At 67.5% G+C, this 16,056-nt stretch carries 18 protein-coding genes; 5 read left to right on the forward strand and 13 right to left on the reverse strand.

Annotated elements, in window-relative coordinates:
• Positions 1-89: 89 nt before the first annotated feature.
• The 6 genes from pal to ASC46_RS02120 form a co-directional block, all read right to left on the reverse strand.
• Positions 90-599 carry a peptidoglycan-associated lipoprotein Pal gene (gene pal / locus ASC46_RS02095; protein WP_425349080.1) on the reverse strand — a complete coding sequence of 170 codons (510 nt, stop codon included), beginning with the start codon at positions 597-599 and terminating at the stop codon, positions 90-92.
• Between the two features lie 166 nt (positions 600-765).
• Positions 766-2,094 (reverse strand): Tol-Pal system beta propeller repeat protein TolB, encoded by a 1,329-nt coding sequence (gene tolB, locus ASC46_RS02100; RefSeq protein WP_055457626.1) that lies wholly within the window; start codon positions 2,092-2,094, stop codon positions 766-768.
• An 81-nt stretch (positions 2,095-2,175) separates the two neighbouring features.
• Complete coding sequence (locus ASC46_RS02105; RefSeq protein WP_055457627.1) at positions 2,176-3,255, reverse strand: hypothetical protein; 1,080 nt, start codon at positions 3,253-3,255, stop codon at positions 2,176-2,178.
• A gap of 10 nt (positions 3,256-3,265) precedes the next feature.
• Complete coding sequence (locus ASC46_RS02110) at positions 3,266-3,718, reverse strand: ExbD/TolR family protein (RefSeq protein WP_055457628.1); 453 nt, start codon at positions 3,716-3,718, stop codon at positions 3,266-3,268.
• Between the two features lie 26 nt (positions 3,719-3,744).
• Positions 3,745-4,461 carry a protein TolQ gene (gene tolQ / locus ASC46_RS02115; protein ID WP_055457629.1) on the reverse strand — a complete coding sequence of 239 codons (717 nt, stop codon included), beginning with the start codon at positions 4,459-4,461 and terminating at the stop codon, positions 3,745-3,747.
• A gap of 326 nt (positions 4,462-4,787) precedes the next feature.
• Complete coding sequence (locus tag ASC46_RS02120; RefSeq protein WP_055457630.1) at positions 4,788-5,204, reverse strand: DUF2852 domain-containing protein; 417 nt, start codon at positions 5,202-5,204, stop codon at positions 4,788-4,790.
• A gap of 588 nt (positions 5,205-5,792) precedes the next feature.
• On the opposite strand from ASC46_RS02120, the gene ASC46_RS02125 reads away from it, so the two are divergent.
• From ASC46_RS02125 to ASC46_RS02140, 4 genes are all read left to right on the forward strand, one after another.
• Positions 5,793-6,293 (forward strand): type III secretion system chaperone family protein, encoded by a 501-nt coding sequence (locus tag ASC46_RS02125; protein WP_055457631.1) that lies wholly within the window; start codon positions 5,793-5,795, stop codon positions 6,291-6,293.
• Positions 6,294-6,399: 106 nt separating this feature from the next.
• Positions 6,400-7,221: a pyrroline-5-carboxylate reductase gene (gene proC, locus ASC46_RS02130; RefSeq protein WP_055457632.1), complete on the forward strand. Its 822-nt coding sequence runs from the start codon at positions 6,400-6,402 to the stop codon at positions 7,219-7,221.
• A gap of 138 nt (positions 7,222-7,359) precedes the next feature.
• Positions 7,360-8,106 carry a TetR family transcriptional regulator gene (locus tag ASC46_RS02135; RefSeq protein ID WP_055457633.1) on the forward strand — a complete coding sequence of 249 codons (747 nt, stop codon included), beginning with the start codon at positions 7,360-7,362 and terminating at the stop codon, positions 8,104-8,106.
• Between the two features lie 177 nt (positions 8,107-8,283).
• The gene (locus ASC46_RS02140; protein ID WP_055457634.1) at positions 8,284-8,643 is read left to right on the forward strand and encodes a tRNA-binding protein; all 360 of its coding nucleotides are present in this window, start codon (positions 8,284-8,286) and stop codon (positions 8,641-8,643) included.
• 6 nt (positions 8,644-8,649) lie between these two features.
• Here ASC46_RS02140 and ASC46_RS02145 read toward each other — a convergent pair whose 3' ends face one another.
• Genes ASC46_RS02145 through ASC46_RS02155 form a run of 3 tightly spaced genes read right to left on the reverse strand, consistent with a single transcriptional unit; the run spans position 8,650 to position 11,287 of the window.
• Positions 8,650-9,993, reverse strand: a complete 1,344-nt coding sequence (locus ASC46_RS02145) for an ATP-binding protein (RefSeq protein ID WP_245280452.1) — start codon at positions 9,991-9,993, stop codon at positions 8,650-8,652.
• A gap of 27 nt (positions 9,994-10,020) precedes the next feature.
• On the reverse strand, positions 10,021-10,731 hold the full coding sequence (locus ASC46_RS02150) for a response regulator (RefSeq protein WP_055457636.1): 711 nt from the start codon (positions 10,729-10,731) through the stop codon (positions 10,021-10,023).
• Between the two features lie 31 nt (positions 10,732-10,762).
• Positions 10,763-11,287 (reverse strand): MarR family winged helix-turn-helix transcriptional regulator, encoded by a 525-nt coding sequence (locus ASC46_RS02155; protein WP_055457637.1) that lies wholly within the window; start codon positions 11,285-11,287, stop codon positions 10,763-10,765.
• 158 nt (positions 11,288-11,445) lie between these two features.
• Between ASC46_RS02155 and ASC46_RS02160 the strand changes: the two genes are divergently transcribed.
• On the forward strand, positions 11,446-12,333 hold the full coding sequence (locus ASC46_RS02160) for a branched-chain amino acid aminotransferase (protein ID WP_055457638.1): 888 nt from the start codon (positions 11,446-11,448) through the stop codon (positions 12,331-12,333).
• A 169-nt stretch (positions 12,334-12,502) separates the two neighbouring features.
• Here the strand turns inward: ASC46_RS02160 and ASC46_RS02165 are convergent, their stop codons facing one another.
• Genes ASC46_RS02165 through uvrC form a run of 4 tightly spaced genes read right to left on the reverse strand, consistent with a single transcriptional unit; the run spans position 12,503 to position 15,997 of the window.
• A complete protein-coding gene (locus tag ASC46_RS02165; RefSeq protein WP_055457639.1) occupies positions 12,503-12,982 on the reverse strand; it encodes a molybdenum cofactor biosynthesis protein MoaE in 480 nt (159 codons plus the stop codon).
• A 4-nt stretch (positions 12,983-12,986) separates the two neighbouring features.
• Positions 12,987-13,238: a molybdopterin converting factor subunit 1 gene (gene moaD / locus ASC46_RS02170; RefSeq protein WP_055457640.1), complete on the reverse strand. Its 252-nt coding sequence runs from the start codon at positions 13,236-13,238 to the stop codon at positions 12,987-12,989.
• On the reverse strand, positions 13,235-13,843 hold the full coding sequence (gene pgsA / locus ASC46_RS02175) for a CDP-diacylglycerol--glycerol-3-phosphate 3-phosphatidyltransferase (protein ID WP_055457641.1): 609 nt from the start codon (positions 13,841-13,843) through the stop codon (positions 13,235-13,237). Before pgsA ends, moaD begins: the two co-directional genes overlap by 4 nt.
• A 48-nt stretch (positions 13,844-13,891) precedes the next feature.
• Positions 13,892-15,997 (reverse strand): excinuclease ABC subunit UvrC, encoded by a 2,106-nt coding sequence (gene uvrC, locus ASC46_RS02180; RefSeq protein WP_055457642.1) that lies wholly within the window; start codon positions 15,995-15,997, stop codon positions 13,892-13,894.
• Positions 15,998-16,056: the final 59 nt, after the last annotated feature.

The following is a 16,056-nucleotide window of genomic DNA, read 5'->3' on the forward strand; positions in this document are numbered from 1 at the left end:
CCTAGCAGAACAGGCCGGTTGCGGCCACAATATGGCTGCAGACCGGCCCTTCCCCACGCAGACGCCACGTCGGGCGAGGGCAGCACCTGTCAGGCGCCGGCCCCGGCATCGAGCACCGTGACGGCGCGGCGGTTCTGCGACCAGCAGGAAATGTCGTTGCACACCGCCACCGGGCGCTCCTTGCCATAGGAGATGGTGCGCATGCGTGAGGCGGGCACGCCGCGCGAGGCGAGATAGTCGCGCACCGTCTGCGCGCGACGGGCGCCGAGCGAGAAGTTGTACTCGCGCGTGCCGCGCTCGTCGGCATGGCCCTCGATGAGGAAGGTATAGCGCGGATACTGCGCCAGCCACTGCGCCTGCTTGTTCAAGGTCGCGATCGCGGTCGGCGTCAGATCGGAGGAATCGGTTTCGAAGAAGACGCGATCGCCGACATTCACCACAAAGTCCTGGGCAGTGCCGGGGGCCGCATAGCCGCCGGCACCCGCACCACCGGCGAGGCTGTCCTTGTTGGGATCGGACGAGCAGGCGACCAGCGTCAGGGCCGCAGCCAGGGCGGCCGCCACCTTGAGGCCGCCCGACGAGAAGAGCGAGGACATCATCTGACAACTCCTTGACGCACCTCCGGCTGTCGGCGACCACCGGACAGACGCGGAACGAAGCCTGATCAATGAGCCGTCAACCTTGACGAGAGGTTGACGACAGGGACCCGAAAGCGACAGGTGCCGTAAAGCTCGCTTTGGGGTTAACCGCCGGTAAACGTCGCCGTCAGCGCACGTCCGTCAGAAGCGGCGACCAAGCGGGATCGGAGCCGAAGGACGGTGTCGGCACCGGCACCTCCACGCGGCCGGTCACGTCCACCATGTAGAGCTTGCCGCCGCCCTGCCCGCCAGGATCGCGCCAGAACATGAGATACTGGCCGTTCGGCGCCCAGCTCGGCCCCTCGTTGTGGAAGCCTTCGGTCAGGATGCGCTCGCCCGTACCATCCGGCCGCATGATGCCGATGGAAAAGGTGCCGCCCTTCTGTCGCGTGAAGGCGATGTAGTCGCCACGCGGCGACCAGACTGGTTGGGCGTAGGAGCCCTCGCCGAAGGAAACGCGCTGCACGTCGGAGCCGTCGACGTTCATCACGTAGATCTGCTGCCGCCCGCCACGGTCGGATTCGAAGGCGATGCGCGCGCCGTCGGGCGAGAAGGACGGCGAGGTGTCGATGGCGTTGGTCGAGGTTATGCGGGTCGTCGTGCGCGAGCGCAGGTCCATGATGTAGATGTTGGCATTGCCGCCCTGCTGCAGACTCATGACGATGCGCTGGCCGTCCGGCGAGAAGCGCGGGCTCGACGTCATGTCGGGAAAGTTACCGACGATCTCGCGCTGGCCGGTGTCGAGATTGAGCAACTGCACGTGCGGCTGCTCGCCCGTGCGCTGCGACATGAAGGTGATCTCCTGCGCCACCGGCGAGAAGCGCGGCGTGACGACGAGGTCCTCGCCACGCGTGAGATAGCGCAGGTTGGCGCCGTCCTGGTCCATGATGGCGAGGCGCTTGCGCCGCGCCTCCTTCGGCCCGGATTCGTCGACGAAGACGACGCGCGTGTCGAAGAAGCCCTTGAGGCCGGTGATCCGCGTGAAGATGGCGTCCGAGATGATATGCGCGATGCGCCGCCAGTTGTTTGGATCGGTGAAATACTGCTGGCCGGTGAGTTGCTGGCCGGCGAAGACATCCCACAGGCGGAACTCGGCCTTGAGCCGCCCGCCCCCCTCGCGCGTCACCCTCCCCGTCACCAGTGCCTGGGCGTTGATCGCCTGCCAGGCACTGAACTGGGGCGCGGCGTCGAAGGCCGGCGACGGCTCGACGAAGGCCTGCGCATCGATCGGCACGAAATAGCCGCAGCGGCGCAGGTTGGCGGTGATGACCTCGGCGATGCGCGCGCCGAATTCGACGTCACCGCCGAAATTGGTGACGGCGATCGGCAGCGGCTGAAAGTTCGCACGGTCGAGCGTGATGGTGATTTCCGCGCGCGCTGGCGTCAGCACCGCCGGCACCAGGGTCATCGCCGCGATCAGCGGCAGCGCGAGGCGCGCCATCAGGGTCTTCATCATCGGGCTTTTCTTGGCTCTTGCCGGGAGAGACATGACGTTCGTGGGGCGTTGGTTATGGATGAGGCTGACGGCGAAACCATGTCAGCCCAGGAATTCACTCGGGTCGAGGATGACATTCCACTCCTGCCAGTCGGCATAGAAGGGCTGGAAGCGCTCGGGAATGCGGAAGGGCGCACAGCGCCGCACGGCCCTGAGCGCGCTGTCCGCTACCGAGCGGAATGCGGCCTCGCCGGATGCGTTCGCCAGCGTCGGCGTTGCCCTCAGCGAGCCGTCCGGATTGAGGCTCATGCGCACGATCGGCTTGACCGCGGGATTGGCACCCGGTGGCGGCGACCAGCACTGGGCCAACTGCTCGCGCACGATCCCGCCGAGAATATCGGCGTCGGCGGGCGACAGCCTGGCGGCATTCCCGGTGCGTGTGCCGAGCGAGGCGGTGCGGTTCACCTCCTGCCCGGTCGCTGCGGCGTTCTGCGGCTTGTCCTTGCTCTCGAGCAGCTTGCGGATGTCGTTCGGGCTGAACTTGCGGTCCGGCTCCTGTGACCGCGCGGGCGCCGGCCTCTCCTGCGGCTTCGTGTTCTCGATGAGCTTGGCGAGGTCCTCGCGCTTCGGCTCGGGCTTGGGCTCGGGCTTCCTGGGTTCCGGCTGGCGCTCGGGCGGCTTGTCCGCGATCTCGGGCCGCTTCGGCGGCTGCGGCGCGGGCTCCGTCCGGGCGGGTTCGGGCTTTTCTTCGGCCTGCTTCTCGGCGGTCTCGGCAGTGGGCGCCGGCTGTGGCTTCGGCGGCGTGACCTGCTGGGGTGGAGGGGGCGGCGGCGGAGGCGGCGGCTTCGGCGTCTCGGGCTGCTCGGTCTCGGCTGTCTGCGGTCGCGACGGCGGCGCCGGCACGTCACGCGGCGCCTCGCCTGGCTTCGGCTGCTCCTCGACCTTCTCCGACTGCTTGTCGACCACCGGCCGCGGGTTCTCGGCGACCTGCTTTTCGGTCGGCGTGCCACGTGTCAGTTCGCGCAGATCGCTCTCGCTGATCACGTCTACGGCAATCGCCTCCTGCTGGTCGGCGAAGGGCGTCGCCGTCGAAAAGGCGACGAGCCCCGCCACGAGCACGGCGGCATGGCCGACGCCCGAAACGATCAAACCCGGTTGCTGGCGAAAGAAGCGCAGCGCCACGGTCCCGCCCTCAGCTGTGCTGCTCCGGCTCCGTCACCAGCGCAACGCGCTTGAAGCCGGCAGCGGTGACGAGCGCCATGACCTGGGCGACGCGGCCGTAGTCGACCTGGCGGGCGCCGCGGATATAGATGCGTTCCTCGGCCCCGGCCTTGGCCACCGCCATCAGCTTGGGGACGATCTCGCCGTCCTCGAGCGGCGTCTCCATCAGAAAGACGCGTCCCTTGTCGTCGATCGACAGCATCAGCGGCTTCTGCTCGACGTTGATCGGCTTGGCGGCCGTCTCGGGCAGGTCGAGCGGCACGCCAACCGTGAGGAGCGGCGCCGCGACCATGAAGATGATGAGCAGCACGAGCATGACGTCGATGAACGGCGTCATGTTGATCTCGGACATGGCGCCGTGGCGTCGGCGCCGACGCCGGCCGCGGCCGCCTCCGCCCGCTCCTGCTCCGATGGACATGGCCATGGCAGTTCCCTCTCGTTCCTCGCCCGTCAGGCAGCCGCGCGCTCGTCGATCTGGCGCGACAGGATGGCGGAGAACTCGTCGGCGAAGCCCTCCAGGCGCCCCTGCGCCTTCGCCGCCTCGGCCTGAAGCCGGTTGTAGGCGATGACGGCGGGAATGGCAGCGAAGAGGCCGATGGCCGTGGCGAAGAGCGCCTCGGCGATGCCCGGCGCGACGACCGCGAGGCTCGTATTCTTCGAGGCGGCAATGGAGCGGAAGGAGGTCATGATGCCCCAGACCGTACCGAACAGGCCGATGAAGGGCGAGGCCGAGCCGATAGTGGCGAGCACGAGCAGCTTCGATTCAAGCCGTTCCACTTCGCGCTGGATCGACACATCGAGCACCTTGTCGATGCGCTGGGCAAGGCTCGCGACCGCCCGGCCGCTGCCCTCGAATGAGCGCTTCCACTCGCGCATGGCGGCGACGAACAGGGCACCCATCCCCGAGACCGGACGGTTCGCGAGCGAGCGATAGAGATCCTCGAGCGACTGGCCGGACCAGAAGACCTCTTCGAAACGGTCCATCTGCCGCTTGGTGCGCATGAACAGCAGCGTCTTGTCGACGATGATCGCCCAGGACCAGATGGAGGCACCGAGAAGGCCCAGCATCACGAGCTTGACGACGAAATGCGCCTGCCAGAACAGCCCCCAGAGGGATACCTCGTTCACAGCCTGCAGGGCACCTTGCGTCACTTCGGCGGGGTCCATTCGCTTGTCCTTTGCACTCTCGCGCGCCGCATGCGCCGCGGCATTCGCCGTCGTCAACGGCAAACGGCAGGCTGTCGAAATTCCGGAAGCGTCACGCAGATGCTCACTCGCTTCCGAATCTGTCGAAATGAGGGCGCCCCTGGCCCCCGCTTCCCGCGCAACGGGCAACTTGCCGTTGTCACAGTTAGTCCCCCGACACGGTTAACGCCGGGTTTCCGAGGCGCGCGGCATTGAGGGCAAGGCTGGTCGGCAACGGCAAATGAAAACGCCCGCCTGATGAGGCGGGCGTCCGCAAGGCAGCTGGCCTTTCGGCAAGGTAGGCGGCGTTACGCCGCGGGCGCCTCGGGCTGCGGGCGCTGGCGACGCTCGGCCATGAACTGGTCGAACTCGGCCTTGTCCTTGGCAAAGCGCAGCTTGTCGAGGAAGGTCTTGAACTCGCGCTGCTCCTCCTCGAGCCGGCGCAGCGTTTCCTCGCGGTATTCGTCGAAGGCGCGGTTACCGCTGGTGCCGCCCGTCCAGCCGCCATGGCCTTCCATACGGGCGCGCAGACGATCCATCTTCTCCTGCAGGCGCGACATCTTATGCTCCCAGCGGTCACTGCCTCTTCCGCACATCATGCGTCCGCTCCACATTGCATAAATCAGGACAAACAGGCCGAGAGGCCACCAGACGAGAAAGCCGAGGATCGTGAGCGCAATCCATGCCCCCCGTCCCATCTCGTCGAGCTTCGCCGCGATCGGCATGACTGGGCTCCATCGGTGAGTGTCGATCGGCTGTGAATGTAAATCACATTTACATAGGTAGGCAAGGGGCGTGGCCTTGTCAAGCGAAAGCGGTCGTTGGTCGGATCGGGCGCCCGCTGCCGCCGGGCGCTGCCTTGTGTTCTTGGCGTATCGCGCACGCCGACGGCAGCAGGACTCCCGCACGAGGGATCGGAGCGAATATCCGGGACCAGCATACCGGGGTGCCAGTGTGCACCCGGCGGCCATGGCGCGCGATCCGACGAAGCCCGCTTGCGGCCGCCATCGGGAGGCTTCATCGCTTGTGGACAGGCCGGTTGCCCCGGTTGTAGCCCGTGCCCGAATCTCCGAGCGTTCAAAGGTGTTCTGTGCGTCGGGACTCCGGCGCGCTATAGTCGAAGAGAAAGGTGATTCGTCGCAGGCCTCCGGTCTATTTGGATCAATGCCTGTAACGAATACGTCGTTGGCGCGATATCTCTTCGAAATATAGCGGCAACGGCGTGGTCGCGTCGCCCGTGTACTGCGTTGCTTCACGGCAGCCGGGGTCATGGCCGGTTGCCCGAACCGTCCGAGCGAGCCGAGGTATCGGCAATGACCCACGTCGAGTTTGATTACGAACGCAGTGAACACCCGCTCGATGTCGTCGAGCGGCTTGCCAATATCAACGACTGGACTTTCGACCGGGCCGAAGACGACGAGATGTCGATTTCGGTAGCGGGCGTGTGGGCGGAATACCACATCGCCTTCACCTGGATCGAGGACGTCGAGGCGGTGCATGTCGCCTGCGCTTTCGACCTCAAGGTGCCCGAGCGGCGGAAGGCGGAGTTGCTGCAACTCGTCGCGCTCATCAACGAGCAGCTCTGGGTCGGGCATTTCGACCTGTGGAGCGCGCAGGACGTCGTCATGTTCCGTCATGCCCTGCTCCTGAGTGGCGGCGCTGAACCGACGCGCAGCCAGTGCGAGAGCATGCTGCGGACCGCCCTCGAAGCATGCGAGCGGCACTACCAGGCCTTCCAGTTCGTGCTCTGGGCCGGCAAGAGCGCCCGCGAGGCGCTGGAGAGCGTCCTGTTCGAGACCGAAGGCGAGGCCTGACGCCGCAGCCCGACAGGTCGCGGTGGCAAGTTGTGCCCGCGCGGCCTACAACGGCGGGCATGGGCTGTGCCTTTGGCGCAGGTCGATCTTCTTCGGATAGGGCCCGATGTCTCTCGTATTTCCCGAAACCCTCGTTCTCGTCGGCGCCGGCAAGATGGGCGGCGCCATGCTCGACGGCTGGCTCGCCAATGGCCTGGCGCCGGAGGCCGTGACCATTCTCGACCCACACCCCGCGCAGGAACTGACGGCGCTGGCGCGCGAGAAGGGCCTCCGGCTCAACCCGCCACTCGCCGAAATCGCGCCGCCGGCCGCCCTCGTACTCGCCATCAAGCCACAGTCGCTCGATGCGAGCGCCGACACGATTGCACGACTCGCCGGCGCCGGGACGCTCGTCGTCTCGATTCTCGCCGGCAAGACCATCGCCAACCTGCGCGCACGCCTGCCCGCCGCCGGCGCCATCGTGCGCGCCATGCCGAACCTGCCGGCGGCCGTACGCCGCGGCGTCACCGCAGCCGTCACCGGCCGCGAGACCAGCCGCGAGCGGCGCCTCATTGCCGACAGCCTGCTGAAGGGCGTCGGCACCGTCGAATGGCTCGACGACGAGAGCCTGATCGATGCGGTCACGGCGGTATCCGGCTCGGGCCCAGCTTATGTCTTCCACCTTACCGAATGCCTTGCCGAAGCGGGCGCCGCCGCCGGCTTGCCGCCGGACCTCGCCGCCCGGCTCGCCCGCGCCACGGTGGTCGGCGCCGGCGAGATGCTGCGCCAGACGGAGCTCACCCCCGCCAAGCTGCGCCAGAACGTCACCTCCCCCGGCGGCACCACGGCCGCCGCCCTCGACGTGCTGATGGCGAAGGACGGGCTGCAGCCGCTGCTGACGAAGGCCGTCGCGGCAGCCAGGAAACGCGCCGGCGAACTGTCGGGCTGACAGAGCTGCCGGCCGCCATTCGCCGGCAGCGTCGACGGGCTGTCGGGGCGCGCAATCGCGCCCTGCCGGCACGATTCCCCTTCCGATGCCGGCGGCAATGCCTATCTTGAAGACAGACCGTGCATCGAGGAGGACGACATGGCAGCCAAGGGCACCGAAAAGGCGCGCGACATCCGCGGTGACATCGTCGAGGCCCTCATGCGCCTCGCCGCCGAGAGGGACTGGGACGCGATACGCCTCTCCGACATTGCTGCCGAGGCGGGCGTGACGCTGGCCGAGTTCCGCGGCGCCTTCGGCTCCAAGGGCGCTGTCCTCGCCGAGTTCAGCCGCCGCATCGACAAGGCGGTGCTCGAAGCCATGCCGGCGCCCGAGGCGCCCGACAGCATGGCAGACCAGCCGGCCCGCGAGCGCGTCTTCGACGTCATGATGCGCCGGCTCGATGCGCTGACGCCCTACCGGGCCGCCCTCAAGCGCCTGTCCCGCAGTCTCCGGCGCGAACTGACGGCCCTGCCGGAGCTGGCGCGGCTGGCACTCAATTCCCAGCGCTTCATGCTGGAGGCCGCTGGCATCGACACGGAAGGCGCCATGGGGCGGTTGCGCCTGCAGGGCGCCGTCCTCGTCTACGCCCGCGTGCTCGACACCTGGTACGACGACGACGATCCGGCGCTCGCCGCGACCATGGCCCGGCTCGACCGGGAGTTGACGCGCGGGGAGCGCATGCTGCGCTGCGCCGAGGATGCCTACCGTCTTGCCGCCCCGTTCCGGGCCGCCGCACGCGTCTTCTGCGAGGGCCGCGCCCGCAATCGCCGCTATTGGCGCGAGCGGGCGCGCAGCCGCCGCGACATCGACGGCGACGACAACGAATCCTTCGCCCCGGCCATCTGACCCCCATCATTCGGGCCCGCCGCAGAATCTGCTGCGGCGGGCCCGGATGCGGCATCTTCTGTCATCATCGGTCGTTTCTCCACGCCGACGTTGGGATGCGTTGCGCGATGATCTTGCATTGGAGCGTCGCCGGCGGCACATGCGGCGACGCCCGCAACCGATGGAGAATTCCTGCCCATGTCGACGACGGACCTCGCAAGCGAACGCATCACCTTCGACGATTTCCTCAAGATCGACATCCGCGTCGGCACCATCGTCGAGGTCGCCCCCTTCCCGGAGGCCCGCAAGCCGGCATTCAAGCTCGTGATCGATTTCGGCGGTGACATCGGCCGCAGGAAGTCGTCGGCCCAGATCACCCAGAACCACGCGCCCGAGGATCTCGTCGGCCGGCAGGTGCTGGCGGTCGTCAACTTCGCCCCGCGCCAGATCGGCCCCTTCATGTCCGAGGTACTGACGCTCGGCGTGCCCGACGCGGCCGGCAACGTCATGCTCATCGGCCCCGACCGCCCCGTGCCGAATGGCGGGCGGCTGTACTGAGGCCTGCTAGACGGGTATGCGCACCATCGCCCGGAGGCCGCCGAGCGGGCTGTCCATCAGCGTCACGTCGCCGCCATGGGAGCGGGCGATGTCGCGGGCGATGGCAAGGCCGAGGCCGGTGCCGCCGTCGTCGACGTTGCGCGCCTCGTCGAGACGCACGAAGGGCTTGAACACCTCCTCGCGCAGCTCCTTCGGCACGCCGGGGCCGTCGTCGTCCACCGTGATGATGAGCCAGCGCAGGTCGCGCAGGGCATTGATGGCGATCGTCTTGCCATGTCGCGCCGCATTGGCCACCAGGTTGACGAGGAGGCGCCGGAAAGCGTCCGGCCGCACGGTGACGACGAGGTCATCGGCCACGGTCACGCTCGTCGCATGGCCCTGCCGCTCGAGATCAGCCTGCAGGTCCTCGAGCAGGTCCCGCATGTCGGTCGGTGCCGGCTGCTCGCCGGCATCGCCGCGCGCGAAGGCGAGATAGGCCTCGAGCATGCGTGTCATCTCGTCGACGTCCTTGCGCAGGGCCTCGACGTCCGGTGTGTCCTCCAGCATGGCGAGCGACAGCTTGAACCGCGTCAGGATTGTGCGCAGGTCGTGGCTGACACCGTTCAGCATGGTCGTGCGCTGGTCGATGGCCCGCTCGACGCGCTGCTTCATCTCGAGGAAGGCCTGGCCGGCCCGGCGCACCTCGCGCGCGCCGCGCGGGTGGAACTCGACCTCGCGCCCCTTGCCGAAGGCTTCGGAAGCGTCGGCAAGGCGCAGGATCGGCTTGATCTGGTTGCGCAGAAAGAGGATGGCGACGGCGAGCAGCACCAGCGATGCCGTCACCATCCACACGAGGAAGATGTGGGAGTTCGACGCATAGGCGAGGCTGCGCCGCGCGATGATGCGCATCACCGCCTTGTCGAGCTTGATGCGGATCTCGATGAGGTTGGAGCGCCCCACGGTGTCGATCCAGAACGGGCGCGCCACCTGCTTGCGGATCTCGTCGGAGAGCACGCTGTCGAGGATGGAGAAGAAGGGCTTCGGCCCCGGCGGCGGCAATTCCTCGCCCGGCAGGATGTCTACGTCGAGCCCGAGATCCTGCGCCGCGATGCGCGTAAGGATCGTCGCCTCGGCATCCTGCGGATAGCTCTCGTAGACGTGGATGAGCGCCGCGACGTCGCCTGATACGGCGGACGACAGCCGCCGGGTGACGAGTTGCCAGTGCCGCTCCATGAAGACATAGGCAACGACGGACTGCAGGATAACGACCGGTGCGATGATGATGATAAGCGAGCGGGCATAGAGGCCCTTGGGCATCATCGAACCAACCCAGCGCAAGGCCCGGTGGAAGAAGGCCGACGGTCGACCCATCGCACTGATCAGGCTCATGAGGTCACGTCATTCGTCCACGAGCAACCGGTAGCCTATGCCGCGGACGGTCTGCAGATGCACCGGGTTGGCCGGGTCACGCTCGATCTTGCGGCGCAGCCGGTTGATCTGCACATCCACCGTGCGCTCGCTGGCACCGGCCCCGAGCCCGGCGAGCGCCTCGCGCGGCACCTGCTGGCCCGGGCGCGAGCCAAGGATGCTCAGGATCTCCCGCTCCCGGTCCGTGATGCGGATGATCTCGTCGCCGCGGCGCAGTTCGCCCCGGTCGAGGCGGAAGGTGAACTCGCCGAAGCGGATGGCATCGGCCGGCGCCTGGGCGCCCTCGCCGTTGCCCGCCCGCTTGAGGATGTTGCCGACGCGCAGCAGGAGTTCACGCGGTTCGAAGGGCTTCGACAGATAGTCGTCCGCACCGATCTCGAGCCCCCTCACCCGGTCGCCGGCATCCGCCCGCGCCGTCAGCATCAGGATCGGCATGCCCGACAGCAGCCGCAGGCGTCTGGCGAAGTCGAAGCCGTTCTCGCCGGGCATCATGATGTCGAGCACCATCAGGTCGAAGACCATGTGGCCGAGCCGTGACTCGGCCTCGGCCGCATTGGCGGCCGGCGTCACGCGGTAGCCGTTCTCGCTGAGGAACCGTGTGAGGAGATCGCGCAGGCGCCTGTCGTCATCAACCACGAGAATGTGCGGTGCATCGTCCGCCAGCGAGATCGCCCTTCGCATCCGTCAATCCCCGACAGGCGGCTCCCGCCCGTCACTGCCCCTTCCGTTGGCCCGCACCGTACACGAGGCGCGCCACGTGGTCGCGATCGTTTTCGTCGATCATGGCGAAAAGAAAGCGTAGCGCCGCCTGCCTGTCGTCCTCGCCACAGCGCTCGATCGCCCGGCGAATGCGCTCGCCCTGCAACCGGGAGAGCGCGAGCGCCAGGTCGCGGCCCTTGACGGTGGGGAACAGGAGGCGCTGGCGCCGGTCCTGCACGCCGGTGCGCTGCTCGACGAAGCCCTTTTCGACCAGCTCCTTGAGCACGCGGTTGAGGCTCTGCTTGGTGATGCGCAGGATGTCGAGCAGCTCGGCGATGGTGAGACCCGGCTGGCGGTTGACGAAATGCAGTACCCGGTGATGGGCCCGGCCGAAGCCGTAGTCCGTCAGGATGCGGTCGGGATCGCTGACGAAGTCGCGATAGGCGAAGAAGAGAAGCTCGATCACGTCGAAACAAGATTGCGTCTCGACGGAGTCGATCGCAGCCGCGGGCGGCGCCTCGGCAAGGGCTCCAGACAATGCGTCACTCCGTTACGTCAGCCTTATTGACATATCTCAAGCCGATTGTTACTCGTCAAGCGCGATCCGCGAAACGAATGAACTTTGCCGGGCTGTTTTGGGTAGCATTCTGACCCTCCGGCACCGAAGGCGGACGAGGTCGTGAGGAGAATCTCCCAATGTCAGTCATTCCGTTCGATCAGCGTGAAGGTGTCATCTGGTTCGATGGCAAGCTCGTCCCCTGGCAGGACGCGACGCTGCACGTACTCTCCCACGGCCTGCACTATGCCTCCTGCGTGTTCGAGGGCGAGCGCGCCTATGGCGGCGCTATTTTCAAGTCTACCGAGCACTCGCAGCGCCTGAAGAAGTCGGCGGAATACCTCGATTTCGAGATCCCGTTCTCGGTCGAGGAGATCGACGCCGCCAAGCGCCTGGTGCTGGAGAAGAACGGTCAGGTCGACGCTTATGTGCGCCCGGTCGCCTGGCGCGGCTCGGAGATGATGGGCGTCTCGGCCCAGCACAATAAGATCCACCTCGCCATCGCCACCTGGGAATGGCCGAGCTATTTCGACCCGGCCCAGCGCCTCAAGGGCATCCGGCTCGACATGGCCGAGTTCCGCCGCCCGGATCCGGCGACGATCCCGTGCAAGTCCAAGGCTGCCGGCCTCTACATGATCTGCACGATCTCCAAGCACAAGGCCGAGCGCAAGGGCTATGCCGACGCCCTGATGCTCGACTGGCGCGGCCAGGTCGCCGAGTGCACGGGCGCCAACGTCTTCTTCGTGAAGGACGGTGCGCTGCACACGCCGACACCGGACTGCTTCCTCGACGGCATCACCCGCCGCACGGTCATCGACCTCGCCAAGCGCCGCGGCTTCGAGGTCGTCGAGCGCGCCATCCTGCCGGGCGAGCTCGAGGGCTTCTCGGAGTGTTTCATCACCGGCACCGCCGCCGAGGTGACGCCGGTCGCCGAGATTGGCCCCTACACCTTCGTGCCCGGCGCCATCACCAAGGCCCTGCTCGATGACTACATGGCCGAGGTGCAGCCGAAGGCCCGGGCGGCGTGAGGTATGGCGGCGGGTGCCTCCCGGCGCCCGCCCGCCTTTTGCGATGAACGATATCCAGCGCCATGGCCGGGCGTGTCCCGCCATCTACTTCTGAACGCGGCGCTTGCCTGTTGAAGGCGTGGATGCCCGCAGCAGGCGCGGGCGTGACGCGCCGGGATACGCTGTTCCCTCACTCCCAGCGTGTTGTCGCCTCGTGGTCCTCCTGCCGCGGCGCCACCCAGCCGCCGCTGGTGCCGTCGGCGAGATGCTCCTTCTTCCAGAACGGCGCGCGGGTCTTCAGGTAATCCATCAGGAACGACGCCGCCTCGAAGGCCGCCTGCCGATGATCCGAGGCGGTGACGACGAGCACGATGTTCTCGCCGGGGCGGATGAGGCCGTAGCGGTGGATGACGCAAAGGCCCTTCAGCGGCCAGCGCCGCTCCGCCTCCGCGGCCACGCGCGCGATCTCCTCCTCCGCCATGCCGGGATAATGCTCAAGCTCGAGCGCGGCGAGCCGCCCGCCGTCGTTCCGGCACACGCCGATGAAGGTGACGATGGCACCAATGTCATGAGGGCCGGGCTCCCGGGCACCCGCATCCCCGCCGGCCTGCAGCGCCGCCACTTCCGCCGCGACATCGAAATCGGCCGACTGGACGCGGATATCGGCCATGGTGTCAGCCGCCTGTCATGGGCGGGAAGAAGGCGATCTCGCCCGCTCCCGCGATGGGCGCATCGGGCCTGACGTGGCGCCGGTCGATGGCCGCGCGCACGATATCCGGCTCGGCGAAGGCATGGGCATATTCCTCGCCCCTGCCCCTGAGCCAGCCGGCGAGTTCGGCGACCGTGCGCACCTCGTCCGGTGGCGTCACGGTTTCCTCGGTCTTGCCGATCCGCTCGCGCACCCACGCGAAATAGACGATTTTCATGACCGCCGCGCGTCCTCCTCGAGGAGATGCTTGATCCCGGCCTTCATATAGTCCCACCCGGTGTAGAGCGTCAGCACCGCGGCGAGCCACAGGAGCACGATGCCGATCACGATCGTGCCGGGCAATACACGCTCCCCGGCCGGACCGGCCACGAGAAAGCCGATGGAAAGGAGCTGGAACGTCGTCTTCCACTTGGCGACACGCGTCACCGGAACGCTGACGCGCAGTTCCGCCAGGAATTCGCGCAGACCCGAAACGAGGATCTCGCGGCACAGGATGATGATGGCCGCCCACATGCTCCAACCGCGGATGGTCCCGTCCGAGGCGAGCATGAGGAGGCACGCCGCCACGAGGAGCTTGTCGGCGATGGGGTCGAGCATGCGCCCAAGCGCCGATTGCTGCGACCAGGCGCGCGCCAGCCAGCCGTCGAGATAATCCGTCACCGCCGCTGCGATATAGAGGCCAAGCGCGATCCAGCGCGTCCACAGGTCCTCCGGCCAGAAGAGGCAGACGACCACCGCCGGCACGGCCGCGATGCGACCATAGGTCAGGAGATTCGGCAGGCTCAGCGCGCCATTCCGGCGCGTGGTGGCAGTCTCACTCATCGGGCGCGAGCAAACCTTTTCTGTTGCGGTGCGTCAACCTCGGGCAGTCTATCGCCCATCCGTCTCGTGGAAGAAATCATAGACGAGTCGCGCTGTGGCGGCATTGATCCCGGGCACGCGCTGCAGGTCGTCGAGCGAGGCGCGCGAGACCGCCTTCGCCGTGCCGAAGTGGTGCAGCAGCGCCCGCTTGCGCGCCGGGCCGACGCCGGCGATCTCGTCGAGCGGATTGCGGCCGATGTCGCGCCTGCGCCTGGCCCGGTGCGTGCCAATGGCGAAGCGGTGCGCCTCATCGCGCAGACGCTGGATGAAATAGAGGGCCGGATCGCGCGGCGGCAGACGGAAGGGCTCGCGTCCGGGGATGACGAAGGTCTCGCGACCGGCATCGCGATCCGCTCCCTTGGCGACACCGACGAGCGGCACGTCCGTGATGCCGAGTTCGGCGAGCACCTGGCGCGCGGCCTCGATCTGGCCCTTGCCGCCGTCGATGAGCACGAGGTCCGGCCAGGCGGGAAAGGCTCCGTCCCCGTCCCCGTCCGTTTCCGGCGGGAGGTCCGGAAGGCCATCGGCACCTCGTTTCTCCGCCGAGCGGGAGGGATCGGACGCCATATCCGCCTGCGACATGTCGCGCGCCTCCTCCAGCCTCGCCCGCGGCGCTTCCTTCAGCAACCGCGTGAAGCGTCGCTGCATCACCTCGCGCATCATGCCGTAGTCGTCGCCGGGCGTGAGGTCCTGCGAGCGGATGTTGAAGGTGCGGTAGTGGCTCTTCATGAACCCGTCCGCACCCGCGACGATCATGGCGCCGACGGCATTGGTGCCGGAGATGTGCGAATTGTCGTAGACCTCGATGCGCCGCGGCGCCTCGGCGAGGCCGAGCGCCTCGCCCACCGCGGCAAGCAACTTGCGCTGCGAACTCGTGTCGGCCAGACGCCGGCCCAGGGCCTCGCGCGCGTTCTGCGCCGCGTGCGCCACAAGGTCGCGCTTCTCGCCGCGTTTCGGCGCCGCGATCTCGACGCGCTGGCCGGCGCGGGCCGACAGGGCTTCCACGAGCAGATCGCGCTCGGCCGGCTCGTGCGAGACGAGTACGAGCCGCGGGCACGGCTTGTCGTCGTAGAACTGGGCAATGAAGGAGGTCAGCACCTCTTCCGGCGGCAAGCTCTTGTCGGCCTTCGGAAAATAGGCGCGGTTGCCCCAGTTCTGGTGATTGCGGAAGAAGAAGACCTGCACGCAGAACTGCCCGGCCTGTTCATCGAGCGCGAAGACGTCCGCCTCTTCCACGCCCTGCGGGTTGATGTCCTGGCTCGTCTGCACGGCCGACAGCGCCGCGAGACGGTCGCGGTAGCGCGCCGCTCTCTCGAATTCGAGCGCCTCGGAAGCCGCCTGCATCTCGCCTGCCAGCATCTGCTTCACCGCGCTGGAGCGGCCGGAGAGGAATCCGCGCGCCTCCTCGACGAGATGGCCGTAATCCGCGAGCGAGATTTCCCCGGTGCAGGGCGCGGCGCAGCGCTTGATCTGGAACAGCAGGCACGGGCGCGTGCGGTTCTCGTAATAGCTGTCGGTGCAGGTGCGCAGAAGGAAGGCGCGCTGCAGGGCGTTGACGGTGCGCGTCACGGCGCCCGCATTGGCGAAGGGGCCGTAGTAATTGCCCTTGCGCGTGCGGGCGCCACGGTGCTTGACGAGTTGCGGCGCCTCATGGTCGCCGGTGATGAGAATGTAGGGGAAGGACTTGTCGTCGCGTAACAGCACATTGTAGCGCGGCCGCAACTGCTTGATGAGATTGGCCTCGAGCAGTAACGCCTCGGTCTCCGTCTGCGTGGTGACGAATTCCATGGCCGCCGTCTCGGCGATCATCCGCATGGTGCGATGCCCGCCGTGGCCGATGCCGCGCATGTAGTTGGCGACGCGCTTCTTGAGGCTGCGCGCCTTGCCGACATAGAGCACGTCGCCCGAGGCGTCGATCATGCGATAGACGCCGGGGCTGTTGGGCAATGTCTTCCAAAAGTCGCGGATGACCTCCGCGCCAGCGCGCACGGAAGCCGGCGCATCGGCGACGAGATGCTCGATCTCGCGCAGTTCGCCGCCATTCTCGCCCGTCTCCGCCGGGACGTCCTCGCCCTGCCGCGCGGGGGCTCTTCCGCTCTTCGAGTCGTCCGCCATCATGGCGATGAGGTGACGCCGTGCGGACGGAAGGTCAAGAGGCCGGCGCGGGATGCAGC

Source organism: Chelatococcus sambhunathii (assembly GCF_001418005.1).
GTDB lineage: Bacteria > Pseudomonadota > Alphaproteobacteria > Rhizobiales > Beijerinckiaceae > Chelatococcus_A > Chelatococcus_A sambhunathii.